Source organism: Roseovarius maritimus (genome assembly GCF_043355895.2).
In the GTDB taxonomy this organism is placed as follows: Bacteria; Pseudomonadota; Alphaproteobacteria; order Rhodobacterales; family Rhodobacteraceae; genus Roseovarius; species Roseovarius maritimus.
This window is the reverse complement of the sequence record NZ_JBHFPF020000006.1, coordinates 171,823-193,663: the sequence shown is the minus strand read 5'-3', so window position 1 is coordinate 193,663 and position 21,841 is coordinate 171,823. Positions and strand designations below refer to the sequence as shown.

At 64.3% G+C, this 21,841-nt stretch carries 26 protein-coding genes and 1 tRNA gene; 6 read left to right on the top strand and 21 right to left on the bottom strand.

From position 1 onward, the window contains the following. Positions 1 to 41: 41 nt before the first annotated feature. The 10 genes from ACEWPM_RS13025 to ACEWPM_RS12980 all read right to left on the bottom strand — a co-directional run bounded on the left by ACEWPM_RS13025 (position 42) and on the right by ACEWPM_RS12980 (position 8,582). Positions 42 to 116 (bottom strand) — tRNA-Phe (locus ACEWPM_RS13025). 78 nt (positions 117 to 194) lie between these two features. Next, a complete protein-coding gene (locus ACEWPM_RS13020; protein ID WP_393962458.1) occupies positions 195 to 377 on the bottom strand; it encodes a DNA gyrase inhibitor YacG in 183 nt (60 codons plus the stop codon). Continuing rightward, positions 374 to 1,393, bottom strand: a complete 1,020-nt coding sequence (locus ACEWPM_RS13015; RefSeq protein ID WP_393962459.1) for a ribonuclease E/G — start codon at positions 1,391 to 1,393, stop codon at positions 374 to 376. Before ACEWPM_RS13015 ends, ACEWPM_RS13020 begins: the two co-directional genes overlap by 4 nt. After that, a complete protein-coding gene (locus ACEWPM_RS13010) occupies positions 1,390 to 1,983 on the bottom strand; it encodes a Maf family protein (RefSeq protein WP_393962628.1) in 594 nt (197 codons plus the stop codon). The genes ACEWPM_RS13015 and ACEWPM_RS13010 overlap by 4 nt, the downstream gene beginning before the upstream one ends. Positions 1,984 to 2,079: 96 nt before the next feature. Further along, complete coding sequence (infA, locus tag ACEWPM_RS13005; RefSeq protein ID WP_005978431.1) at positions 2,080 to 2,298, bottom strand: translation initiation factor IF-1; 219 nt, start codon at positions 2,296 to 2,298, stop codon at positions 2,080 to 2,082. A 134-nt stretch (positions 2,299 to 2,432) separates the two neighbouring features. Continuing rightward, on the bottom strand, positions 2,433 to 3,317 hold the full coding sequence (locus tag ACEWPM_RS13000) for a carbon-nitrogen hydrolase family protein (RefSeq protein WP_393962460.1): 885 nt from the start codon (positions 3,315 to 3,317) through the stop codon (positions 2,433 to 2,435). A 100-nt stretch (positions 3,318 to 3,417) separates the two neighbouring features. Continuing rightward, positions 3,418 to 5,208 (bottom strand): ABC transporter transmembrane domain-containing protein, encoded by a 1,791-nt coding sequence (locus ACEWPM_RS12995; protein WP_393962461.1) that lies wholly within the window; start codon positions 5,206 to 5,208, stop codon positions 3,418 to 3,420. 119 nt (positions 5,209 to 5,327) lie between these two features. Continuing rightward, positions 5,328 to 6,485, bottom strand: a complete 1,158-nt coding sequence (gene mltG, locus ACEWPM_RS12990) for an endolytic transglycosylase MltG (RefSeq protein WP_393962462.1) — start codon at positions 6,483 to 6,485, stop codon at positions 5,328 to 5,330. Continuing rightward, complete coding sequence (gene fabF / locus ACEWPM_RS12985) at positions 6,485 to 7,744, bottom strand: beta-ketoacyl-ACP synthase II (protein ID WP_393962463.1); 1,260 nt, start codon at positions 7,742 to 7,744, stop codon at positions 6,485 to 6,487. Before fabF ends, mltG begins: the two co-directional genes overlap by 1 nt. Positions 7,745 to 7,838: 94 nt before the next feature. Next, a complete protein-coding gene (locus ACEWPM_RS12980) occupies positions 7,839 to 8,582 on the bottom strand; it encodes a 1-(5-phosphoribosyl)-5-[(5-phosphoribosylamino)methylideneamino]imidazole-4-carboxamide isomerase (protein ID WP_393962464.1) in 744 nt (247 codons plus the stop codon). Between the two features lie 219 nt (positions 8,583 to 8,801). Here ACEWPM_RS12980 and ACEWPM_RS12975 point away from each other — a divergent pair, with 219 nt between their 5' ends. Next, positions 8,802 to 9,248 (top strand): PRC-barrel domain-containing protein, encoded by a 447-nt coding sequence (locus tag ACEWPM_RS12975; protein ID WP_393962465.1) that lies wholly within the window; start codon positions 8,802 to 8,804, stop codon positions 9,246 to 9,248. A gap of 157 nt (positions 9,249 to 9,405) precedes the next feature. On the opposite strand, the gene ACEWPM_RS12970 is transcribed toward ACEWPM_RS12975, so the two are convergent. The 3 genes from ACEWPM_RS12970 to fabD all read right to left on the bottom strand — a co-directional run bounded on the left by ACEWPM_RS12970 (position 9,406) and on the right by fabD (position 11,566). Beyond that, a complete protein-coding gene (locus tag ACEWPM_RS12970; RefSeq protein ID WP_076531917.1) occupies positions 9,406 to 9,639 on the bottom strand; it encodes an acyl carrier protein in 234 nt (77 codons plus the stop codon). Between the two features lie 231 nt (positions 9,640 to 9,870). Continuing rightward, on the bottom strand, positions 9,871 to 10,608 hold the full coding sequence (gene fabG / locus ACEWPM_RS12965; RefSeq protein ID WP_393962466.1) for a 3-oxoacyl-[acyl-carrier-protein] reductase: 738 nt from the start codon (positions 10,606 to 10,608) through the stop codon (positions 9,871 to 9,873). Positions 10,609 to 10,621: 13 nt separating this feature from the next. After that, on the bottom strand, positions 10,622 to 11,566 hold the full coding sequence (gene fabD / locus ACEWPM_RS12960; RefSeq protein WP_393962467.1) for an ACP S-malonyltransferase: 945 nt from the start codon (positions 11,564 to 11,566) through the stop codon (positions 10,622 to 10,624). 162 nt (positions 11,567 to 11,728) lie between these two features. Between fabD and ACEWPM_RS12955 the strand changes: the two genes are divergently transcribed. Next, entirely contained in the window at positions 11,729 to 12,961 is a 1,233-nt protein-coding gene (locus tag ACEWPM_RS12955) for a cytochrome b/b6 domain-containing protein (RefSeq protein ID WP_393962468.1), read from the top strand. Positions 12,962 to 13,027: 66 nt separating this feature from the next. On the opposite strand, the gene ACEWPM_RS12950 is transcribed toward ACEWPM_RS12955, so the two are convergent. Further along, a complete protein-coding gene (locus ACEWPM_RS12950; protein WP_393962469.1) occupies positions 13,028 to 13,600 on the bottom strand; it encodes a YceI family protein in 573 nt (190 codons plus the stop codon). A gap of 133 nt (positions 13,601 to 13,733) precedes the next feature. Then, positions 13,734 to 14,240: a hypothetical protein gene (locus ACEWPM_RS12945; protein ID WP_393962470.1), complete on the bottom strand. Its 507-nt coding sequence runs from the start codon at positions 14,238 to 14,240 to the stop codon at positions 13,734 to 13,736. Positions 14,241 to 14,491: 251 nt separating this feature from the next. Between ACEWPM_RS12945 and rpsF the strand changes: the two genes are divergently transcribed. The 3 genes from rpsF to rplI are packed head-to-tail and all read left to right on the top strand — an operon-like array spanning position 14,492 to position 15,731. After that, positions 14,492 to 14,845, top strand: coding sequence for a 30S ribosomal protein S6 (gene rpsF, locus ACEWPM_RS12940; protein ID WP_393962471.1), 354 nt, complete (start codon positions 14,492 to 14,494; stop codon positions 14,843 to 14,845). 29 nt (positions 14,846 to 14,874) lie between these two features. Then, positions 14,875 to 15,102, top strand: coding sequence for a 30S ribosomal protein S18 (rpsR, locus tag ACEWPM_RS12935; protein ID WP_393929245.1), 228 nt, complete (start codon positions 14,875 to 14,877; stop codon positions 15,100 to 15,102). An 11-nt stretch (positions 15,103 to 15,113) separates the two neighbouring features. Next, entirely contained in the window at positions 15,114 to 15,731 is a 618-nt protein-coding gene (rplI, locus tag ACEWPM_RS12930) for a 50S ribosomal protein L9 (RefSeq protein ID WP_393962472.1), read from the top strand. A 17-nt stretch (positions 15,732 to 15,748) separates the two neighbouring features. Here the strand turns inward: rplI and ACEWPM_RS12925 are convergent, their stop codons facing one another. Further along, the gene (locus tag ACEWPM_RS12925) at positions 15,749 to 16,354 is read right to left on the bottom strand and encodes a hypothetical protein (RefSeq protein ID WP_393962473.1); all 606 of its coding nucleotides are present in this window, start codon (positions 16,352 to 16,354) and stop codon (positions 15,749 to 15,751) included. A 194-nt stretch (positions 16,355 to 16,548) separates the two neighbouring features. Then, positions 16,549 to 16,809 (bottom strand): DUF2312 domain-containing protein, encoded by a 261-nt coding sequence (locus ACEWPM_RS12920; RefSeq protein ID WP_170846539.1) that lies wholly within the window; start codon positions 16,807 to 16,809, stop codon positions 16,549 to 16,551. A gap of 144 nt (positions 16,810 to 16,953) precedes the next feature. Here ACEWPM_RS12920 and ACEWPM_RS12915 point away from each other — a divergent pair, with 144 nt between their 5' ends. After that, complete coding sequence (locus ACEWPM_RS12915; RefSeq protein WP_393962474.1) at positions 16,954 to 17,169, top strand: hypothetical protein; 216 nt, start codon at positions 16,954 to 16,956, stop codon at positions 17,167 to 17,169. Positions 17,170 to 17,232: 63 nt separating this feature from the next. Here ACEWPM_RS12915 and ACEWPM_RS12910 read toward each other — a convergent pair whose 3' ends face one another. The 4 genes from ACEWPM_RS12910 to ACEWPM_RS12895 form a co-directional block, all read right to left on the bottom strand. Then, on the bottom strand, positions 17,233 to 18,330 hold the full coding sequence (locus ACEWPM_RS12910) for a FliM/FliN family flagellar motor switch protein (RefSeq protein WP_393962475.1): 1,098 nt from the start codon (positions 18,328 to 18,330) through the stop codon (positions 17,233 to 17,235). Between the two features lie 101 nt (positions 18,331 to 18,431). Beyond that, positions 18,432 to 21,098 carry an ATP-binding protein gene (locus ACEWPM_RS12905; protein WP_393962476.1) on the bottom strand — a complete coding sequence of 889 codons (2,667 nt, stop codon included), beginning with the start codon at positions 21,096 to 21,098 and terminating at the stop codon, positions 18,432 to 18,434. Continuing rightward, on the bottom strand, positions 21,098 to 21,463 hold the full coding sequence (locus tag ACEWPM_RS12900; protein ID WP_393962477.1) for a hypothetical protein: 366 nt from the start codon (positions 21,461 to 21,463) through the stop codon (positions 21,098 to 21,100). The genes ACEWPM_RS12905 and ACEWPM_RS12900 overlap by 1 nt, the downstream gene beginning before the upstream one ends. Next, complete coding sequence (locus tag ACEWPM_RS12895) at positions 21,460 to 21,831, bottom strand: response regulator transcription factor (RefSeq protein ID WP_393962629.1); 372 nt, start codon at positions 21,829 to 21,831, stop codon at positions 21,460 to 21,462. Before ACEWPM_RS12895 ends, ACEWPM_RS12900 begins: the two co-directional genes overlap by 4 nt. Between the last annotated feature and the right edge of the window lie 10 nt (positions 21,832 to 21,841).

Sequence of the window (21,841 nt, the reverse complement as noted above, 5' to 3'; positions counted from 1 at the left end):
AGCCATAGTTCGCGCAGGCCCTTGATTTTGTTTGGTTTTAATGGTGCCCGGGGGCGGAATCGAACCACCGACACGAGGATTTTCAATCCACTGCTCTACCCCTGAGCTACCCGGGCATCGGGAACGCTTGAGCGTTCGGGTGAGGGCGTTCTAGGCGAGGGTCCGGGCGCTGTCCAGAGGCTTTGGCAACTTTTTCAATGCGGTTTTGTACGATCCGCCTCTGCGGCCTCGATGGCGGTTTCGATATCTTCGGGATCGGTCGAAGGGATTGCGTATCCGCCGCCCAGCCAGCGGGCCAGATCGAGGTCCGCGCAGCGTTTCGAGCAAAAGGGCCGGTGGGCGGCCACGGTCGGTTTGTTGCAGATCGGGCAGCTCATTCAGGCATCTCCAGCGGCGCGCGGTCGCGCTTCCTTTGCAGCTCGTAATGGCCCAGCGGGGTCCAGCCCACCAGCGCGGTCTCGCCGCTATCAGCGCGGAAGGCGGCACGCAGGGCATCCTCGAACTGGCGACGGTCCTTCTTGGCCATGGGCGCGAGGTCCAGCGTGATCTGCCCGCCAAGCCCGCGAAGGCGCAACTGGCGGGGCAGCTCGCGCGCGGCGGCGAGGTTTGCCTTGTGGCCCGCGGCGGGGCTTGTATCGCCGCCCGTGTTCACATCGACGGCGATGAGGGCACGCGTCGGCTCTACATACATCGCGGCGCCGCCGCTGAGGGGGACATGGGGCTGGCCCAACTGCTCCAGTTGATCCATTACGCCCTCGGCCTCGAACCCGCCCGGCTCGGTCACGACATCAGCGGGTGCGGTCCAGTCGCGCCAGGCCAGTTGGTGAGGCCCGTCACCCTCGGTCAGCACCTCGGCCTCGCCCGCCGCATCGCCCATGACCGTGGCGGCCAGATCGGCCATTGCACGGATATCCTCAGCGATGGCCCCGTCCTCGGCCTCCAGGCAGGAGGAGCGCAGGATGAGCCCCATCTCGGCCCCGTCCATCTCGCTGCGCGCAATCTGGATCAGTATGTCGCGGCGGTCATCATCCTTGATCCGGCGACTGATGTTCAGGCCGGGCGCATCGGGCGTCACGATGGCATAGCGCGATTTGAACAGCAGCTTTTGCGTCACGGGTAGCGCCTTGCCAGGTTCGGCCTGGCCGGTGACCTGCACCAGCAGCACCTGCCCCGGCGCAAGGCCGCGCACCTGCCGCAGGAAGGCCGGACCGTCGGGCGTGCGCAGGAACATGCCGCCCTGCCCCTTGATTGGGCGGTCGGCGATGGCGCGGTAGATGGTCCCGACGCGGGGTGCGTCACTGTCGATCAGCACATCTTCCAAACGCCCACCCACGAGGCGCGCAGCGGCCTCGCGGCCCACCAGATGATCCAGAACGATGGTCTCGCGGCTCATGCCTGCGCCCTCCAGCCTGCGGCCCGCAGCAACACCGCCGTCTCTGCCAGTGGCAGCCCGACAACGGCAGTGAACGAGCCTGAAATCCAAGGGATCAGCGCCCCAGCGGGACCTTGAATCCCATATCCGCCCGCCTTGCCCTGCCAGTCGCCGGTGGCGAGGTAGGCGGCAATTTCGGCATCCGACAGGCGCTTCATCTTGACCTTGGTCAGCACGTCGCGCTGCCAGACGCGCGCGCCGCGGCGCACGGCCACGGCAGTAATGACACTATGGCGCCGTCCCGAGAGGGCCCGCAGGAAAGCCTCGGCTTCCCCCGCATCCTCCGGCTTGCCCAGAATGCGGCGGCCCAAGGCGACGGTCGTGTCCGCAGACAGAACGATATCGCGATCCTCGGCGATCACGGCCAGCGCCTTTTCATAAGCCATGCGGATGCAATAGGGGCGCGGCAATTCGGCCTTGGCCGGCGCCTCGTTGATATCGGGGGGGCGAATCTCGTCCGGCAGAACGCCGATCTGCGCCAACAGATCCCGGCGGCGCGGACTGGCCGAGCCCAGAATGAGGCGTGGCGACGTATCGGATGAAACGGTCATGGCACCCAGTTTGTCGATGACATGCGGACGCATTTCGCGCATGGCAAAACACTTTCCCGCACAGTACCGAAACGGACGCGAAACAGCATTTCGCCTTTATTTGAAGCGGTAATTGATCCGGCCCTTGGTCAGATCATAGGGGGTCATTTCGACCTGCACCTTGTCGCCTGCCAGAACGCGGATGCGGTTCTTGCGCATCTTGCCTGCCGTATGTGCGATGATCTCATGGCCGTTTTCCAGCTCGACCCTGAATGTCGCATTCGGCAGGAGTTCCTTGACGACACCGGGAAATTCGAGCGTATCTTCCTTGGCCATGTGGTCTCCTATAGCGGTAGAGTTCGCGCGGGTGCGCGGAACAGCGCCTTAAATGGCCCCATTCCCTGCCTTTTTCAAGGGCTATTAATGCAATGGCCGTCTGGCCACGCCGTCTTGCCGGCCGATTTCCGCGCTCAGCGCAGCGTGATCGTGGGCGGCGGGGCGTCGCGCCCGGCCTGATTGGCCCAATCGGCGCGGTTCAGCACCCCGCCATCGGCGCGCACTTGTGCCACGCGGGCCAGGTCAACCTCGCCAATCGTCCAGCCGGGCTGGTTCATCACGCCCTCGGCGATGACCCCGGTCGAGGGAAATCCATGATCCGGCGGGCCAAAGATACCGCCCATACCCACATTGACGTCCACAGCAGGCGACCAGGGCGCATTGCCCACAAGCGAGGACATGACACTGACGCATTGCCCTTCCAGCGCCCGCGCCATCGAGCCGATTCGCACGCGGCTATAGCCCGCCAGCGCCTCGGTGCAGGAGGGCACAAGCAATAGCTCCGCCTCGCTGACGGCACGCGCCAGCAAGGGAAACTCGCTATCATAGCAGATGAGGATCGCGATCTTGCCCAGGCTGGTGTCAAAGACCTGCAGCTTACCGCCCGGCACCACATCCCATGGCGCATACTCGAACCGGGTCATGATCTGCTTGTCCTGAATGCCGCGCCCACCCCCCGGCGCAAACAGACATGCGCGGTTGACCGGGCGCGGGCCGATCGCGTCATCGAAAACCGGGGCTGATGCGCTCAGGATGTGGACGTTATGTGCGGCAGCCAGATCGGCATGCAGATCGTTCACGTCGCCCATCAAATCAGACGTGGCGCGCAGGCAACCCTCGAGGTCGCCCGCCACTTCAGGCCCCGCCAGCATCGACAGCTCAAGCGCACCATATTCGGGAAAGACCAGCAGTTCGGCCCCCTGCCCTGCGGCATTGGTAACCCAGTCGGTCAGCTTGGCCTTGTAGCTTGCCCAATCGGGCAACGGATCCAGCGGATATGCGGCGGTTGCTATCTTCATGGCGCCGACCATATCAGCGCCGCCTGCGGCGTCCAGCCCCCTGCTTCATCTTCGACGAAAACACTCGAGCACCGCCCGCAAGGCGCGCAGCGGTGGCCCCTCAGCCGCCGTCGGTAAATTGGAGCCGCGCCAGCCGCGCATAAAGGCCATCCTCGGCGACGAGGCTGTCATGGGTGCCGGTGGCCACGATGCGGCCCGCCTCCATCACGATGATGCGGTCTGCCTTTTTCACCGTCGCCAGGCGATGCGCGACGATGATCGTGGTGCGCCCCTCGGCCAGCGTGTCGACCGCCTCCTGCACCGCGCGCTCGCTCTCGGCGTCAAGCGCGCTGGTCGCCTCGTCCAGCAGCAGTACGGGTGCGTCGCGCAGGATGGCGCGGGCGATGGCGATGCGCTGTTTCTGGCCACCCGACAGCATCACGCCGCGCTCGCCCACCGGGCTGTCATAGCCTTCGGGCAGGTCCATGATGAACTCATGCGCCGCCGCCGTGCGCGCTGCGGTCTCGACCTCGGCATCGGTGGCGTCCAGCCGTCCAAAGCGGATGTTTTCACGCGCCGAGGCGGCAAAGATCACCGGGTCTTGCGGGACCAGCGCCATCACACGGCGAAACGCATCGCGCCGCATGTCCGACAGCGCGACACCGTCCAGCAGCACGCGGCCCGACACCGGATCGTAGAACCGTTGCAGCATCTGGATGACTGTCGTCTTGCCCGCGCCAGATGGGCCGACCAGCGCGACGGTTTCGCCCGGCTTGATATGCAAATCGAACCCGTGTAGCGCGGGAACATCTGGCCGCGCGGGATAGACGAACTCGACATTCTCAAACCGGATATCGCCGGTCACCGTGGCTGGAAGAGCGGCGGGCAATGCGGGATCCTGCACCGGATCGTTGCTGCGCAAAAGTTCGACCAGACGCTCGGTCGCGCCTGCGGCGCGCTGAAGCTCGCCCCAGATCTCGGAGAGCGCGCCCACGGCGCCCGCCACCATGACCGAGTAGATCACGAACTGCACCAGCGAGCCTGCACTCATCTCGCCGCCGCGCACATCGCGCGCGCCGATCCAGAGGACACAGACGACGCCGGTAAAGACAAGGAAGATGACGATCACGGTCATCATCGCCCGCACACGGATACGCTGGCGCGCGGATTGATAGCTGCGCTCGGTCGCGGCGCCAAAATCATCGCGCGTCGCGGCCTCATGGGTAAAGGCCTGCACGGCCTGCACGCTCAGCAGCGCCTCGGACGCCTTGCCCGAGCTTTCGGCGATCCAGTCCTGGTTATCGCGGCTGAGACGGCGCAGCTTGCGTCCCAGCGTCATGATGGGCACGATGATCAGCGGCACGATCAACAGGACCAGCCCGGTCAGTTTGGGCGAGGTCGCCAGCATCAGGACAAGCCCGCCTGCAAAGATCAGCGCATTGCGCAGCGCGATCGAGATGGACGAGCCGATAACGCTGAGGATCAGCGTGGTATCGGTGGTGATCCGGCTGAGAACCTCGCCGGTCATGATCTTTTCGAAGAAAACCGGGCTCATCCCGATCACGCGGTCGAAAACGGCCCGCCGGATATCGGCAACGACGCGTTCGCCCAGCTTGGTCACCAGCGCATAGCGCAGCCCGGTGCCGATGGCCAACAGCGCGGTAATCAGCAGCGCGGCCATGAAATAGCGGTCGAGAATTTCGCCATTTTCGACATTGAAATTGTCTATCACCCGGCGCACGGCCAACGGCAGGGTCAGCGACACCGCAGCCGTCAGGAAGAGAGCAGCCCCGGCGGCGGCCATCAGCAGCTTGTAAGGCGCCAAGAAAGGGACCAGAGACGCCAGGGCGCCGATCCGCTTGGACGGGTCTCGGTCGCGCATCTCGGCTCTGCTTGCTCCATTGCGGGCCATCTGTCGCTCCTGTCGTGTGGGGCTATCGCGGCCCGTTCTTGGCCCTGTGGGCACTGGGCGTCAAGCGCCCTTTCGCCGCAGAACGCCCGGCCACGGCCGGGCGCCTGCGCTATGCCGCGTCACTCGGATTGATTGCGCTCGGCTTCGATCTGGCGCCACTTGGCGACATTGGCGTTGTGCTGCTCCAGCGTTTCGGCAAAGGCATGACCGCCACTGCCATCGGCCACGAAGAACACGTAATCCGTCACTGCCGGATCAACCGCCGCCATGATGCTCGCCTCGCCCGGATTTGCGATGGGCGTGGGCGGCAGGCCTTCGATCACATATGTATTCCACGGGGTTGCCGCGCGCAGTTCACTCGCGCGCAAGCCACGGCCCAGCACGCCCTTGCCCTCGGTGATGCCATAGATCACGGTGGGGTCCGTCTGCAGGCGCATGCCGCGCTTCAGCCGGTTCTCAAAGACCGAGGCGACTTGGCGCCGCTCGTCCGGCCGGCCGGTTTCCTTCTCGATGATCGAGGCGAGGACCAGCAATTCCTGCTCGTTCGCCAGCGGCAGACCTTCGGCGCGGCTTGCCCATGCGGTGGCGACGATCACCTCCTGCGCTTCGGTCATCCGCTCGATCACGCTGGCGCGGGTGTCGCCCTTGGTCACCTCGTAGCTGTCAGGCGCAAGCGTGCCCTCTGCAGGGATCTCGGCCAGCTCTCCCTCCAGCACATCAACGGCCTTCAGGCCTTCAACGATCTGCCAACTGGTCGTGCCCTCGGCAATGGCAACGCGGTAGCGCGTGTCGGCCTGCGCGCGCACCTCTGCGAAAGGCTCGGGCGCCTCTTCGCTGGCAGGGTCATAGGCCGCCTTTTCGACGTAGCGATTGGTTTCCAGATCCAGCTCGCGCAGCTCGATTTCGCTATCGGTCACACCGATGCGATAGACGATCTCGGTGCCGCAGGTGCTGGCCCCGCCGCGGGTGATGATGCGCGTGATCTCTTCCATGGTCGCGTGCTCGGGAATCAGCCAGCTGCCCGCTTTGAGATCGCCGGACTTGCCCGCGTAATCGGCGCCGATGCGAAAGAGCATGGGGCTGGAGATCGCGCCCTGCTCGGCCAGCTTGGTAGAGGTCGCGCGCATGGATGCGCCGCGCTCGACCCGCAGGCAGACGGGCGCGTCAGACGGACCTTCGGCCTTGTAGGTGTTCTGCCCCCAGACGATGACGCCGCCCAAGAGGAAAACGATCACGACCAGAAAGCTGATCGCGCTGGAGGCAATATTGCGCCACATCAGCGGACGGCACCGAAACAGACGCTGGCATTCGTTCCGCCAAAGCCGAAGCTGTTCGAGAGGGCCACCTTGACCTCGCGCTGCACCTTCTTGTTCGGGGCCAGATCCAGCGGCGTCTCGACCGCCGGGTTGTCCAGGTTGATGGTCGGCGGGACCACCTGATCGCGGATGGCAAGGATTGCAAAGATGCCCTCGATCGCGCCCGCAGCCCCCAAAAGGTGCCCGGTCGCGGATTTGGTGGAGCTCATCGTCGCCTTGGACGCCGCATCGCCGAGCAGCCGTTCGACCGCTTTCAGCTCGATCGTGTCAGCCATGGTCGAGGTGCCATGCGCATTGATGTAATCGACGTCCTTCGGCTCGACCCCGGCATGGCCCAGCGCCATCTTCATCGCGCGGAAGCCGCCCTCGCCATCCTCGCTGGGGGCGGTGATGTGATAGGCGTCGCCCGAGAGGCCATAGCCCAGAACCTCGGCATAGATCCTGGCGCCGCGCGCCTTGGCATGCTCGTATTCCTCCAGCACGACGATGCCCGCGCCCTCGCCCATGACAAAACCGTCGCGGTCGGCGTCATAGGGACGGCTGGCTGCCTTGGGATCGTCCGCGCGCTTGGTCGACAGGGCCTTGCAGGCGTTGAAGCCCGCGATGCCGATCTCGCAGATCGCCGCCTCGGCGCCCCCCGCGACCATGACATCGGCATCGCCGAACATGATCAGCCGCGCGGCATCGCCGATGGCATGCGCGCCGGTCGAGCAGGCTGTGACAACAGAATGATTCGGCCCCTTGAAGCCATAGCGGATGCCCACCTGGCCACTGATCAGGTTGATCAGCGCGCCGGGAATAAAGAAGGGCGAGACACGCCGCACGCCCTTGTCGCGGATGATGAGAGTCGTCTCCTCGATCGAGCGCAGACCGCCGATGCCCGAGCCGATCATGACGCCGGTGCGCTCGCGCGCCTCTTCGTCCTCGGGCATCCAGCCTGCATCCTCCACCGCCTGCTGCGCGGCAGCGACCCCGTAGAGGATGAAATCATCGACCTTGCGGCGCTCTTTGGGCTCCATGTAGTCGTCGGCGTTGAACGTGCCCTCAGTGCCATCGCCAAGAGGAACCTCGCAGGCGTATTTGGTCTGCACGTTGACCGGATCAAAGCGCGTGATCGGGCCAGCGCCCGATTGGCCATCCAGAAGGCGGCTCCAGCTTTCCTCGACGCCGGAGGCCAGCGGTGTGACCAATCCAAGGCCCGTTACGACAACACGGCGCATATTTTGCCCCTTCCAGCAAGTTCGTTGGCGCCGCTCTTACCTCGGCTTGGGGCCGGGGGGCAAGACCGCGCTGGCGAGGTGGCGGCCAGCCGCCTTATTGAAAGGCGGCTACAGGCTCGTTCGGGGCATCGGCCATCGCAAGCGCCTCGGCCAGATCGACATTATGGGACATCAGCGCATGGCCAATCAGCGTGCCTGCAATGTTGGGCACGTATTTCAGACGTGCGATGTCGTCGACGCTGGAAACCGTGCCGCGGGCGATGACCGGATGGCGCGTACGTGCCGCAAGACCGCTGATCATCCCCAGTGTGCCGTCGGTCTCGCCAATCATCGCGCCCACGTCGGTCACGATGATTCCTGCCAGTGGATCGTCCTCGAACGCGCTCAGGAAACTCTCTGGAGTAAAGCTCGATCGTTCGCGCCAGCCATCGGTGACGACACTGCCCTCATGCACATCCAGCGACATCACGACCTGATCGGGATAGAATTTGGCAAGTTGGCGCAGCAGGTCGGGATTGCGCGCGGCCATGGTGCCGATGACGACACGGCCCACACCCCGGTCGATCCAGGCCGCGACCTGATCACGCGAGCGGAAACCGCCGCCCAGCTGAACGGGGATACGCGCGGCGCGGATGATCTCCTCGACCAGTGCATTGTTTTCGCCATCGCCACGCAGCCCGTTGACATCGGTCACATGCATCCACTGCGCGCCCGCATCGGCAAAACGCCGAGCCGTTTCGACCGGATCGACATGCCACAGAACCGGCTCGTCAAGCTGGCCGCGCGTCAGCGAGACGCATTTTCCGTCCAGAAGTTCAAGTGTGGGATAAATGATCATGGTCTTGCCCCGGAATCGCCGCACCGCCCAGCGCGGTAGCTGGCCCAGAGTGCCACATTACATCAGCATCCCGATATTCCCAAATCGGCATTCGCCGCGCCATTCGCGGCCTGCACGCCTTGTCACCCCCCCGTGAGACAATGTGAATTCATCAGGAACCGAAGTGGCCAGCATCCGTTATGTCCGCAGATGAAATCCAAAGTCTAGGAGGCAAAGATCATGAAACATCTGACAGCAAGCGCATTCGCCCTGACCATCGCTGCAACTGGCGCACTGGCCGATAACCATGGTGACATGAACAAGTCGATGGAACTGAACGAGATGCAGGGCGAGCTGATCCGCACCCGCGACATCACGGGCGGTGAGGTCTACACCACGAACGAAGCCGATGACGAAGGCTGGGACGGCGTTGCATACGACAGCATCGGCGCAGATTGGAACCAGATCGGCGAAATCGAAGACATTGTCTTGTCCAAGGATGGCCAGATGAAAGGTATCGTCGCAGAGGTTGGCGGTTTTCTCGACATCGGCGACAAGCATGTTATGATCGCTGTCGAAGATGTGCGCCTCGTACCGGTCGATGATCAGAGCTATGCTCTCGTCACGCGCATGAACGAAGAGCAGCTGGAAGAAATGCCCGGCGTCGATGAAGGCTTCTGGAATTGATGCAAGGGTCGCCGCGCCCAGCGCGGCACCGTAGCACCTGAACGAGAAAGGGCGCTGGATGATCCAGCGCCCTTTTTTCTATGTCTTCAAGTCGATTGCCGCAGCTTAAGAGCCGGGCTTGGCGCCGAATGATGCCGCCAGCCCACCGGGCTCTAAATCAGGACGCTTCCTTGATGAACTTGACCGCGTCGCCGAAGGTCTGGATGTTCTCGGCGGCGTCATCCGGGATCTCGATGCCGAACTCTTCTTCGAAGGCCATGACCAGCTCGACCGTGTCCAGGCTGTCTGCGCCAAGATCGTCGATGAAGGAAGCGTTCTCGACAACCTTGTCCTCTTCGACGCCCAGATGCTCGACTACGATCTTCTTCACGCGGTCTGCGATATCGCTCATGTCATAATCCTTGTTTTCTCGATGGGCGCCTCGGCCCGTTTTTGCCCCCGCCCGACAGGCGGGTGGCGACGTGAATGGTGCCCTTTGCGGGCGGTAAGTCAATGCCGATCACGGCAAGCCGGGCAAAGCCGCGCTGCGCGCCCCCCGGCAAATCTGCGCCGCCTATAGCATATGGCGCGCGCGAGGCAAATGTTTTCGCCGCATTGTCCGGCGCCGATACGCCGGGCATTTCTACAGCATCGCCATGCCGCCATTGACATGCAATGTCGATCCGGTGACGTAGCCCGCCTCGTTGCTTGCCAGATAAAGAACCGCCGCCGCGATCTCGGCCGGGGTGCCCATGCGGGCGGCCGGGATCTGGCCGTTGATCTTGTCCTTCTGATCGCCCGTCAGCTTGTCGGTCATGGCCGTGGCAATAAAGCCGGGGGCGACCGCGTTGGCGGTGATACCGCGGCTGGCAACCTCGTAGGCGATGGATTTGGTCATGCCGACGACGCCCGCCTTTGAGGCGGCATAATTGGCCTGGCCGGGATTGCCCGTGGCGCCCACAATGGACGAGATGTTGATAATCCGGCCCCAGCGCGCCTTCATCATCGGGCGCATTACCGCGCGGCAGAGGCGCATCGTCGAGGTCAGGTTCACATCCAGAACGCTCTGCCACTCGTCATCCGACATCCGCATGAATATCTGGTCGCGCGTGATCCCCGCATTGTTGACCAGGATATCAAGGCCGCCAATCGCCTCGATGGCCTGTTTCGGAAGCGCCTCGACAGCGTCTTTGTCGGAAAGGTTGCAGGGCAGCACATGGGCGCGCTCGCCCAGCTCCTTGGCCAGCGTCTCCAGCGGCTCGGTCCGGGTGCCGCTGAGGCCCACGGTGGCGCCAGCGGCGTGCAGGGCGCGGGCGATCTCGCCGCCGATACCGCCCGATGCGCCGGTCACCAGCGCGGTCTTGCCTGTCAGATCAAACATGATGATTTCCTTTTCAGCTCTCGTTCAGGGCAGCGACAGCGGCCGCCACATCATCGGGCGTGCCAACATTGCGCACGGTGATCTCCTTTTCGATCCGGCGCACCATGCCCGACAGCGCCTTGCCCGCCCCGATCTCCCATGTCTCGGTCACGCCCTGCGCGGCCATATAGCCCACGCTCTCGCGCCAGCGGACCGAGCCCGTAACCTGCTCAACCAGCAGTGCGCGGATCGCTTCGGGGTCCGTCACGGCGGCGGCGCGCACATTGGCGACCACCGGCACGGCGGGCGCCTCCATTGCCACCTCTTCCAGGGAGTCCTTCATCACCTGCGCCGCAGGTTCCATGAGGGCGCAGTGGAACGGGGCGCTGACCGGCAGAAGCATTGCGCGCTTGGCGCCGCGGTCCTTCGCCATGTCGACCGCGCGCTCGACCGCGGCCTTGTGGCCCGACACGACGACCTGTCCGGGATCGTTGTCATTGGCCGCCTGGCAGACATCGCCCTCTGCCGCATCCTTTGCCAAGGCCGTCACCGCCTCGAAATCGAGGCCGAGGATCGCGGCCATCGCGCCGACGCCCACCGGCACGGCCTCTTGCATGGCGCGCCCGCGAATACGCAGAAGGCGGGCGGTATCGGCGATGCTGAGCGCGCCCGCCGCTGCCAACGCGGAATATTCGCCCAGCGAATGACCGGCGACAAACTGCGCCGCTTCCAGTGTCACGCCCTCGGCCTCGAGCGCGCGCAGCGCGGCCAGCGAGGTGGCCATGAGCGCGGGTTGCGCATTTTGGGTAAGCGTCAGCGTGTCCTGATTGCCCTCCCATATGGTGGCTGACAGCGCCTCGCCCAGCGCATCGTCGACTTCGTCGAACACATCGCGCGCGGCCGGGTAGGCCTCGGCCAGCGCGCGGCCCATGCCGATGGTCTGGGCGCCCTGCCCCGGAAATATGAATGCACGGCCCATGCTGGCCCTCCCTGTCTCATTGGCCTCAACCGACTGACGAGACCGATACCGCGCAAGCGCCTGCGAGGCAATGGCGCAGGGGAATTGTGCACGCCTGCAGGATTGCCCGCGCGCACCAATGCGTTACCCTTCGCGCAAGCAAATCGCAAAAGGACCGTCTTCATGCCCCTTGGCAATTCCACGACCAGCTATGGCAGTGTCACCAAGTTCTTTCACTGGACCATCGCGTTGATGATACTCAGTATGTTTCCCTTGGGATGGATCGCCAGCGAGCTGGCCGAGAGGATCGAGGCGCCGGATATCGCCACCACCGACGCGGTGCTGGAATGGGCCAAGTTGCTCTTTTCGATCCACAAGACACTGGGAGTCACGATCTTTGCGCTCGCCCTCCTGCGCATCCTCTGGGCCACCCTGCAGCCCAAGCCGGCGCTCCTGAACGGTGACAAGCCGCTGGAGGCGTGGCTGGCCGAGACGGTGCACTGGTTGCTCTATGGGTCGCTGGTGGCGGTCCCGCTCAGCGGCTGGGTGCATCATGCCGCGACAACCGGCTATGCGCCGATCTGGTGGCCTCTGGGCCAGGATCTGCCCTTCGTGCCGAAAAATCCGGCCGTGGCCGAGGTGTCCGCCGCGCTGCATTTTATCCTGCAATGGGTTCTAGCGGGCGCAATCGGACTGCATATTGCGGGCGCGCTCAAGCATCACGGCATTGACCGCGACGCCACACTGCGCCGGATGCTGCCCGGCCACCTGACCGCCCTGCCGACGGAGCGGCAGCCTGGTCATGCCCTTCCGGTGCTGGCGGCGCTGGCAGTCTGGGGCGCGGCACTGGCCTTGGGTGCCTGGGCCGGGTGGCTCAGCCCGCATCAGGGCGCACGTGCCGAGGCGCTGGCCGAGGTTAGCAGCGAATGGCAGGTCGAGGATGGCGATTTGAACATAACCATCGTGCAAAACGGCTCGAACGTGACTGGCAACTTCGAGGACTGGACCGCCGAGATCAGCTATGATCCGCAGGCGGATGCAGAGGGGCAGCATGGCGCGGTCACAGTCACCGTCGCCATCCCCTCGCTGACGCTGGGCTCGGTCACCGGACAAGCGATGGGAGCCGATTTCTTTGCCGCCGAGGACTATCCGACTGCGGTGTTCGAGGCCGCTCTGATCGAAGAAGACGGGCTGATCGCTGATGGCACCCTGCGCATCAAGGACCAGTCCGTGCCTGTGCGGATGCCCGTCGATCTGGTGATCGAGGGCGATACGGCAAAGGCATCGGGTGCGCTGACGGTCAACCGGCTGGATTTCGGCATCGGCACCGGGACGCAGGACGAAAGCTCGCTGGCCTTCGATGTGCGCATCGACTGGGCGCTGACGGCAACGCGGAGCGAGACGCCGCAGGAGTGACCAGGAAAAAGGCCCGCGCCCCTATTTCGGGGCGCGGGCCTTGGCCTACAGCGCTTTAGCGCCGAATTACTCGGCCTTGCCAGCCTCGATCGATATCTCGACCTCCAACTCGTCGCTGATATTGGGCGCATAGGCGCCAACGCCAAAGTCCGAGCGCTTGATCGTCGTCTCGGCATCGAAACCCAGCCATGGCTTGTTTTGCATCGGGTGATCGCCGCTCTTGTTCAGCTCGGTCTCCAGCTGCACGGATTTGGTGATGCCGTTGATCGTCAGATCGCCGGTGATGATCGCCTCGTCGTCATCCGTCACCTCGATGGCCGTGGATTTGAACGTGATCATGTCGCCGTCCTGCGCGTCAAAGAAATCCGGTCCCATCAGATGCTCGAACCGCTCTTCCCATCCGGTGTAGAAGGAGGACAGCGGGATCGACACTTCGACCGAGGAATTGGCCGGATCGGCCTCGTCGAACATGATCTGGCCTTCCCAGCCGGCAAACATGTTGAACGTGGTCGAATAGCCCAGATGATCGTAGGTGAACATCACCTGGCTATGGCTTGAATCCAGCGTATAGGCCTCGGGGGCGGCAGCGGCGCCGGTGGCGGTCAGCGCGACGGCGGCGGCGATAAGCGATGTCTTCATGGTTGGATCTCCTGTTTACTGCGGACACTCAGAACCCAAGGTATCGCAAACAGGGCGCAAGGCAATTGCGCAGAATTAAACAGGTCGTGTGGACCGGCGCAGGCTTGCCGATCTTCGGCGTGCCCGCGCCGGTTCAGGCCCCCCGGCCAGCCAACATGTCATGAAGCGCGGCCTCGACCTTGGGGTCGGTGACCGGCAGGCTCATCAGCGGCAGCCCCGCGCCGCACCGTGCGGTCAGCAGCCCGTCGCGCAGGACGACATCCCCCAATGTGTCGATATCGTGGCTCGCCTGCGAGCGGATGTTTTTGTGTGCGTCGCGCTCGATGATGGTCAGTTGCCGTGTGTGCGGGTTCAGATGAACCTCGGGCCCGATAGCGGCATGGCCACCGGTCAGCAGGATCGCGCCGACGACGGCCAACACACCGGAGAACGCCAATTTGTAGAGTTGCATCATCGCGTCGCCGTCGATTACCGGCACAAGCCAAAGCCCGGCAGCCGCCATCAACAGCGCCGCCCCCGTGCACCGCGACGTTACTCGGCGCAGGACGCCCGTCTCGCTGGCTTCCATGTGGTAAAGGGGCACCTGGCGCTGATGGCGCAGCGGACCTTCGGGCATGAACGTGTCAGGAAGTGCGGTCATCTGTCTTTTCCCTCGTCGTTGAGAATGGGCGATCTGTGGCTTGGTTAACGAATGACAAGGAAATTCGACCCAAATGGGGCAATGGCGCGATCAAATGAGGGCGACGCGCACCGCACTTGCGCGCGACGGGGTATGGCTGTAAGGGTCGGCCTCGTTTCGCAGATACGTATGAACCGCGCAGTCTCTCGTGGTGGGGCCGCGAAACGAATTGCCCCGCCTATGAAATGCGCCTTGATAGAAGTGGATCCAACATGCCCCTTTACGAGCATGTCTTTATCTCGCGCCAGGACCTGTCCAGCGCCCAGGCCGAAAACCTTATCGAGCATTTCGGCACCGTCCTGTCCGACAATGGCGGCAAACTCGTCGATCACGAGTACTGGGGCGTCAAGACGATGGCCTACAAGATCAACAAGAACCGCAAGGGTCACTACGCGTTCCTGCGTTCCGACGCGCCCTCCGAGGCCGTTCAGGAAATGGAGCGCCTGATGCGCCTGCATGATGACGTCATGCGCACGCTGACCATCAAGGTCGATGAGCACAAAGAGCTGCCCTCGGTCCAGATGCAAAAGCGCGACGAGCGGTCCGAGCGCCGCGAGCGCCGTTGATCAACGCCCTCAGATAAAGGACATAACCCATGGCTACCAAACCGTTTTTCCGTCGCCGCAAGGTCTGCCCCTTCTCGGGCGAGAATGCACCTAGCATCGACTACAAGGACACGCGCCTGCTGCAGCGCTACATCTCCGAGCGTGGCAAGATCGTGCCCTCGCGCATCACCGCCGTCTCGGCCAAGAAGCAGCGTGAGCTGGCCCGCGCGATCAAGCGCGCCCGCTTCCTCGCCCTGCTGCCCTACGCCGTCAAGTAAGGAGTAAGACAATGCAAGTTATCCTTCTCGAGCGTGTGGCCAAGCTGGGCCAGATGGGCGACGTCGTCGACGTCAAGCCGGGCTTTGCACGCAACTACCTCCTGCCCCAGCGCAAGGCGCTGTCGGCCTCCGAGCGTAACATCGCGGATTTCGAGGCGCGCAAGGCGCATCTCGAGGCGCAGAACCTCGAGACCCGCAAAGAAGCCGAGGCGATGGCCGATAAGCTGAACGGTCAGCAATTCGTCGTGATTCGCCAGGCCGCCGATTCCGGCGCGCTTTATGGCTCGGTCACCACGCGCGATGCGGCTGACGCGGCAAATGAGAACGGCTTCACCGTCGATCGCAAGCAGGTTTCGCTGGGCAAGCCGATCAAGGAACTGGGCCTGCACGAGATTCATGTCTCGCTGCACCCCGAAGTCGACGCGACCGTCATGCTGAACGTCGCCCGTTCGCCCGAAGAGGCCGAACTGCAGGCGTCCGGCAAGTCCATTCAGGAACTGGCGGCCGAAGAAGAAGCGGCAGCCGATTTCGAGATCGCGGAACTCTTCGACGATATCGGCTCGGCCGCATCGGACGACGAGGACCTGGCCGAAGCCGTCGAGCAGCAGTCGGACGAAGACGACGCCTGATCCAGGCGCGCGTCACACTAAAAGAAAAGCCGCGCAAGGAGTTGCGCGGCTTTTTTGTTTTCGGCAAGGTTCCGGATCAGTCTTGCGCGACAGCCTTGTAGCTCAGCCGATACGCCGCCACCTGCCAGCAGAAATAGAGCCAGGCGGCAGCGCCGATGAGCTTGAACCCCTCCTCGACGATCTGCGACCCCCCCATAGGCGATCGGCAGGATCTCCTGCACCGCATCCACCGCAACCGAAAGCGCCAGAAAACCGCCCGTCATCAGGAAGGCCGGCGCGTCGATATCCCGGATCAGCGCCCAATGCCGGCGCGCAATCCAAAGGATGAACAGCGCGTAGGCCGGCAGCAGGATGCCCTCGGCGACGTAGCGGTCGTGGATCAGGAAGAAATCATCGACGCCCAGAACCAGCGAGAACACTGCGAGCGAAAAGAGCAGCTTGCCATGCGGCCGCGCCGCCTCGCCCGGCGCCCGTTGCAGCGTATAGCCAAAGAGGCACACCGCCGCTGCCGCAACCCAGAACCAGGTGCCGTTACTCGACAGGAACCCGAGAGAGCTGGACTGTCCCGTCTGCTGTGCCGGATCGCGCAGCGACTCGACGGCTGTGAACCCCGACAAGGTCATGATCTCAAGCGATATGCCATAAAAGATGGCCGCCGGAGCGCAGCATATCAGCGCACAGCGCAGGACCCGCGAGACTGCCTGCGTGCGGATCTCTGGCCCAATCATATCAGATTTCATCCGGTCTCTCCGTCATCGGCCCGCAAGGATCAGCCGCGGACGCGCCGGGCATTTGGGCCGATGCTCGGGCCGGCCGTTCAGGCCATGCCCAACGCTTCCTTATACATCTCGAGCACAGCTTCTTCCTCGGCAATGTCGTCCTTGTCCCGCTTACGCAGGGCGATCACCTTGCGCATTACCTTGGTGTCGTAGCCACGGGCCTTGGCCTCGGCCATGACCTCTTTCTGCTGCTCGGCAAGATCCTTCTTCTCGGCATCGAGACGCTCGATACGCTCGATGAATTGGCGTAGCTCGTCAGCGGTCACGCGATAGGTTGCATCCGGGGTCTGGTCGTCCATTTCTCTACTCCGCATCCTCAAAGATGACCGTGACTACAGCGCGTCCCGCCCTCCCGCAAGCCCCCGGTGGCTTGAGCTTGGGGGCTTGGCGCGCTAGAGGGCAAGAGCGGGAGATTGCCCGCCGGTCAGTCAGGGAGACCACATATGCAAATCCTCATTTGGTGCGGGGCCGCTGTCTCGTTGGGCGGGCTGGCGGGGCTGATCTGGTGCATCCTGCGCGTCTGGCGCGCCCGCCGTGCCGATCTGGACGATGCGCAGATGCGCACCGTCCTGCAAAAGGTTCTGCCGGTGAATACCGGCGCGCTTTTCCTGTCGGTGCTGGGGCTGATGATGGTCGTGACCGGCATTCTGCTACGCTGAGGCGCGCATCCTGCATCCCGGCATCCCGGTGGCCGGCATCCACAAGTCGCCGCCACCTCATTCTCAAAAATCTCCATATTCCATCATTTCCTTGTCCGACACGGGAGGGCTGGCCTGCTTTGCGGGGGGCGATCCTTGCGCTTTCTCGGGCGTGGGCCGGGACGTCTCCGCAAGTTCCTCGATCCGCGTCAGATCCAGCGCCGCCGTGCCAGCTACCTCGCCTGACCTTGCGGTATCGGTCTGGCCGCGGGCCACGGATGTGCCCCCGCCGTCCTCCGGGATCAGCTTGACCGCTCGTGCCCCGTTCAATTGCCCAAGCCGCGCAACGGCGACGACGTGTTTCTGGCTTGCCTCCAGTCGCACCTGCAGCTGCTGATCGGCTGTTACGGGCAGAAGGCCTCCTACCTCAAGTTTGCACACCTTTTCCAGCGGCAGGGTAACACGCCCCAGCACTGCCTCCAGGCTGACCGGCGCGTTCATCGCACTTTGCTCCAGCGTGCGTTGCAGGCTCGACGCCTTTTCATCTATCGCTGGCCGCACCGGCACCTCTGGCACCGGCAAGAGGAACGTGACCGCACCGGGATACCCGTGATTTCCGACCTCTACCATCAAGCGAAAGACGTGGAACGCCGCCGCTCCCAGCGCCAGCGTCATGCCGCGCGCATCCTCCATCATCACGCCAAAGCGATAGCCCGAGGCCCAATGCGGCGGCGCCTCTTCGCCCTCCTCGCTGCGCGCATCCTCGGCCAGCTTGGCCTCGGCGCCCGAAAGCGCGGCGTCGATCAAAGGCGCAGCGATGGCCGCATCGGTGCGGGTGACCGCCCGCCCCCCGGTGCCGCGTCCGGTCACCCGCCCGGTCGTCTGGATTTCGATCAGCGCGGCCAGCAGCGCATCGTCGATGCGCACCGCCCCGCGCCCGCCCTTGGGGCCATCGAGCAGCACCATGAGGCCGCCACCCGCAAATTCGCCCTGCAGCGCCGTTTGCGAAATCTCGACCTGCTCGACTGCCGCCACGACCATCGGCAGGTCAAAGAGCGTGTCCGATGCCTGCGCCAGCGCCAGCCTCAGCGCCTTGGCCGGGGACATGGCGCGCGCGTGATATTCCTCGCGTGAGGCGCGCGCCTTGCGATGAATGACCGTATTGCCGCCTGTCTGTGCCATGCGCTGCGCCACCATTCCGTGGAAGTTGCCGATGGCCCCACCGTAGCGCCATTCCGGTTACCAAAAGGTTTCCGACCGAAAGACCCGCCGATTTCGCAGCCTCAGACCGCCGCGCGCGGCAATGTCACGCGGAATGCAGCCCCGCCCTGCCCCGGCAAGTATTCAATCGTGCCGCCCAACCGGTGCATGATCTCGCGGCAAATGGCGAGGCCGAGGCCCGCCCCCGGCGCGCCCGCCTTTCCAAGCCGCGAGAATTTCTCAAAGATCAGCGCCTCATCCTTGATCGGGATGCCGGTGCCGTTGTCGATGAAGTCCACGGTCAGACCCGATGCGCCCCTTTCGGTGCGCACCCGCAGTACGGGCGCGTCCGCGTCGCAATACTTGCGCGCGTTGGTAATGAGGTTGATGAACACCTGCGCGAGGCGGTCCATATCGGTCTTTAGCTGCACCGCCTCGCTGGCCGGATCACGCTCGATCCGCAAGACCCCCGGCGTACTGCCCATCGTGGCCGAGACGGCGCGGTCCAGCACCTCGGCCAGCGTGCCGGTCTGCGCATTCAGCACCACCTGCCCCGATTCCAGCACCGAAAGGTCCAGCAGATCATCCAGAAGCCGCGTGAGGCGCAGCGATTCGGCGTGGATGATCGAGGCGTATTTCTGCTGCTCGTCGGGGGCAAGACCTCCTTCACGCAGGATTTCGGAAAAGGCCCGGATCGAGGTCATGGGGGTGCGCAATTCATGGCTGACCTGGCTGAGAAAGCCATCCTTCTGCACCGAGAGCTGCGTCAGCTTCTCGTTCACTTCACGCAGCTGGCGCGCGGTGCGGGCCTGCTCGGCCGATTTCGCCTCAAGCTGACTGGAATACTCCATGATCTGGGCGGTCTCATCTGCCACGGCCAGCAAATCTTCGACCGAGACGGTCGCGCGCCCGACGATCTGGCTGATCATCGCATGGGCCGTCGCCGCCCCGACCGAGCCCGAGAGGCGCCGTTCCAGCCATTCCAGGAACTCGGGCGACGGCTCGGGCAGGTAGCCGCTCAGACCCTGGCGGCGCGCGGCGCGGCTGAAGAGCTCCTGCGCCTCGGCCGCGCCCATGATGCGCTGCGCCATGATCAGCAGATCCTCGGACTGCCCGCGCCCGCCGCTCCAGGTGCCGGGGCCGCGCGAATGCTCGAAAACGTTGACAAATTGCGCGCCCTGCAGCCGCTCGACCGGGCGGGGAAAACTGAGGATGGACACGGCGCAGAAGGCCGCCGTGTTGAGGCCCATCGACCACATGACCGCGTGCACCAGCGGGTCCATCCCCCCGGTCCAGAACATCGCCTGCGGGCGCAGCCATGACAGGCCGAAAAGCCCTTGGTCAAAGACATGCTGCGGCAGGACCACCCCCGCGCCAAAGCTGGGCAGGAAGAGGCAATAGATCCAGAGGACAAAGCCGACCGCCAGCCCCGCCAGCGCCCCGTTGCGCGTGGCCCCGCGCCAGACAAGGCCGCCCATCAGCGCCGGCAGGAACTGCGCGACCCCCGCAAAGGCCACAAGACCGATGGCGGCCAGCGCCGTACCCCCGCCCGACATGCGGAAATAGAGATAGCCCAGCATGACGACCCCGGCGATCGACAGCCGCCGCGCCAGCAGCGCTACATGACGCACATCGCCCGACATCATGGCAGCGCCACCGGTGGCGCGCAGCCAGATGGGCATGACGATATGGTTCGATACCATCGTCGAGAGTGCAATCGCCGCCACGATCACCATCGATGTGGCCGAGGAAAACCCGCCAAGAAAAGACAGGATCGCCAGCCCGTCCCGCCCCGCGAACAGCGGCAAGTTCAGCACGTAAAGGTCAGGGTTCGACCCCTCGGGCATCAGCTCCAGGCCCACGGCGGCGATAGGCACGACAAAGAGGCTGATCAGCATGAGGTAGAGCGGAAACGCCCAGGCGGCGGTACGCAGATGTCCCTCGTCCTCATTCTCGACCACCATGACCTGAAACATGCGCGGCAGGCACAGAAACGCCGCGGCCGACAGCAGGGTCAACCCGGTCCAGCGGCTGCCCGACACGTCGAAATCCGCAATGGGTGAGGCGTCGATCCGCGACAGCGTCGCCGCAAGGCCGCCCTCCAACCCCCAGACGACAAAGATACCGACTGCGATGAGGGCCAAAAGCTTGACCACCGCCTCGAGGGCGATGGCCATGACCACGCCGTGATGCCGCTCGTTCGCGTCAAGGTTACGGGTGCCGAAGAGGATCGTGAAGAGCGTCAGTCCCAGCGCCACATAGATCGCGATCGACTGAACGGAACTTCCGCCCTCGGGGTCGGGCGGGGAAAAGGCCGCGAAGGACAGCGTCACGGATTGCAGTTGCAGCGCGATATAGGGCGTCGCGCCGATGACGGCGATTACCGTCACGCAGACGGCCAGGGTGTTCGACTTGCCATAGCGGGACGAGATCATGTCGGCGATCGAGGTGATGCGCTGGCTGCGGCCCACCCGCACCATCTTGCGCAGGGTCCACCACCAGCCGATCATGACAAGGCTGGGCCCCAGATAGATCGTCACATATTCCATCCCCGACCGCGCGGCAAAGCCGACAGCGCCGTAGAAGGTCCAGGCGGTGCAATAGATCGACAGCGACAAGGTGTAGACCAGCGGCGAGCGCAGCCATGCCCCGCGCCCGCGCCGTGCCGCACGGTCGGCGGCAAAGGCGACGGCAAAGAGGAAGACCACATAGGTGATGCAGACCGCGACAAGGATATTGAGCGTGGCCATCAGCCGCCCCGCGGATCATGATCCGCGGCAGGCGCGTCATCCTCGCTGGCATCCGGCGACGCGCGCAGGCTGCGCGTGATCAGCGCCGACAGGATCACCAGACCGGCCCAGACGGCAAAGACGTAGATCATCACATAGGACGTGCGCGCGGCGTCGCCCGCTTGCCCCAGCCACAAGAGCGGCAGCGCGAACAGAACCGCGCCGAGGGTCGGCAACAGCCCCGCTGCATCGACCATCCGCCGCTGGCGGTAGGTATCATGTGCGACGAAGACGGCATAGCCCGCAGGCTGCTTGGGCGCAGAGGGTTGGCTAGACGATGTCTGGCCCAGAACAGGCGTGCCGTCCGGCGCGGAAGGCTCGCTCATGCTTCCCCCGCAAGGGCGCGCACGGCCTCCAGCATTTCGGCGTTCGAGAAGGGCTTGGTCATGAAGCGGCTGGCGCCCGCGCGCTCGGCCATCTCGCGATCCTTGCGCTGGCCGCGCGCGGTCAGCATCAGGACGGGCGTCGCGCCCAGCTCGGCATCCGCGCGGATGTCGGCCAGCAGTTCGAACCCCGAGCGATGGGGCAGCATCACGTCGAGGATGATCAGATCGGCGCGCCGCGTGCGCACCGCATCCATGGCCCCGGCGCCGCCCGTATGACTGCGCACCTGCCACCCATCGCGCGACAGGATGAAGCTGATCGCCTCGATGATGTTCGGCTCGTCCTCGATCAAGAGAACCTGTTTGGTCATCTGGCGCACC

What these genes read in the sequence shown, in the direction of transcription:
- ACEWPM_RS13020 (WP_393962458.1), bottom strand. Translation starts at nt 377, where the DNA reads ATGAGCTGCCCGATCTGCAACAAACCGACCGTGGCCGCCCACCGGCCC.
- ACEWPM_RS13015 (WP_393962459.1), bottom strand. Translation starts at nt 1,393, where the DNA reads ATGAGCCGCGAGACCATCGTTCTGGATCATCTGGTGGGCCGCGAGGCC.
- ACEWPM_RS13010 (WP_393962628.1), bottom strand. Translation starts at nt 1,983, where the DNA reads ATGACCGTTTCATCCGATACGTCGCCACGCCTCATTCTGGGCTCGGCC.
- infA (WP_005978431.1), bottom strand. Translation starts at nt 2,298, where the DNA reads ATGGCCAAGGAAGATACGCTCGAATTTCCCGGTGTCGTCAAGGAACTC.
- ACEWPM_RS13000 (WP_393962460.1), bottom strand. Translation starts at nt 3,317, where the DNA reads ATGAAGATAGCAACCGCCGCATATCCGCTGGATCCGTTGCCCGATTGG.
- ACEWPM_RS12995 (WP_393962461.1), bottom strand. Translation starts at nt 5,208, where the DNA reads ATGGCCCGCAATGGAGCAAGCAGAGCCGAGATGCGCGACCGAGACCCG.
- mltG (WP_393962462.1), bottom strand. Translation starts at nt 6,485, where the DNA reads ATGTGGCGCAATATTGCCTCCAGCGCGATCAGCTTTCTGGTCGTGATC.
- fabF (WP_393962463.1), bottom strand. Translation starts at nt 7,744, where the DNA reads ATGCGCCGTGTTGTCGTAACGGGCCTTGGATTGGTCACACCGCTGGCC.
- ACEWPM_RS12980 (WP_393962464.1), bottom strand. Translation starts at nt 8,582, where the DNA reads ATGATCATTTATCCCACACTTGAACTTCTGGACGGAAAATGCGTCTCG.
- ACEWPM_RS12975 (WP_393962465.1), top strand. Translation starts at nt 8,802, where the DNA reads ATGAAACATCTGACAGCAAGCGCATTCGCCCTGACCATCGCTGCAACT.
- ACEWPM_RS12970 (WP_076531917.1), bottom strand. Translation starts at nt 9,639, where the DNA reads ATGAGCGATATCGCAGACCGCGTGAAGAAGATCGTAGTCGAGCATCTG.
- fabG (WP_393962466.1), bottom strand. Translation starts at nt 10,608, where the DNA reads ATGTTTGATCTGACAGGCAAGACCGCGCTGGTGACCGGCGCATCGGGC.
- fabD (WP_393962467.1), bottom strand. Translation starts at nt 11,566, where the DNA reads ATGGGCCGTGCATTCATATTTCCGGGGCAGGGCGCCCAGACCATCGGC.
- ACEWPM_RS12955 (WP_393962468.1), top strand. Translation starts at nt 11,729, where the DNA reads ATGCCCCTTGGCAATTCCACGACCAGCTATGGCAGTGTCACCAAGTTC.
- ACEWPM_RS12950 (WP_393962469.1), bottom strand. Translation starts at nt 13,600, where the DNA reads ATGAAGACATCGCTTATCGCCGCCGCCGTCGCGCTGACCGCCACCGGC.
- ACEWPM_RS12945 (WP_393962470.1), bottom strand. Translation starts at nt 14,240, where the DNA reads ATGACCGCACTTCCTGACACGTTCATGCCCGAAGGTCCGCTGCGCCAT.
- rpsF (WP_393962471.1), top strand. Translation starts at nt 14,492, where the DNA reads ATGCCCCTTTACGAGCATGTCTTTATCTCGCGCCAGGACCTGTCCAGC.
- rpsR (WP_393929245.1), top strand. Translation starts at nt 14,875, where the DNA reads ATGGCTACCAAACCGTTTTTCCGTCGCCGCAAGGTCTGCCCCTTCTCG.
- rplI (WP_393962472.1), top strand. Translation starts at nt 15,114, where the DNA reads ATGCAAGTTATCCTTCTCGAGCGTGTGGCCAAGCTGGGCCAGATGGGC.
- ACEWPM_RS12925 (WP_393962473.1), bottom strand. Translation starts at nt 16,354, where the DNA reads ATGACCTTGTCGGGGTTCACAGCCGTCGAGTCGCTGCGCGATCCGGCA.
- ACEWPM_RS12920 (WP_170846539.1), bottom strand. Translation starts at nt 16,809, where the DNA reads ATGGACGACCAGACCCCGGATGCAACCTATCGCGTGACCGCTGACGAG.
- ACEWPM_RS12915 (WP_393962474.1), top strand. Translation starts at nt 16,954, where the DNA reads ATGCAAATCCTCATTTGGTGCGGGGCCGCTGTCTCGTTGGGCGGGCTG.
- ACEWPM_RS12910 (WP_393962475.1), bottom strand. Translation starts at nt 18,330, where the DNA reads ATGGCACAGACAGGCGGCAATACGGTCATTCATCGCAAGGCGCGCGCC.
- ACEWPM_RS12905 (WP_393962476.1), bottom strand. Translation starts at nt 21,098, where the DNA reads ATGGCCACGCTCAATATCCTTGTCGCGGTCTGCATCACCTATGTGGTC.
- ACEWPM_RS12900 (WP_393962477.1), bottom strand. Translation starts at nt 21,463, where the DNA reads ATGAGCGAGCCTTCCGCGCCGGACGGCACGCCTGTTCTGGGCCAGACA.
- ACEWPM_RS12895 (WP_393962629.1), bottom strand. Translation starts at nt 21,831, where the DNA reads ATGACCAAACAGGTTCTCTTGATCGAGGACGAGCCGAACATCATCGAG.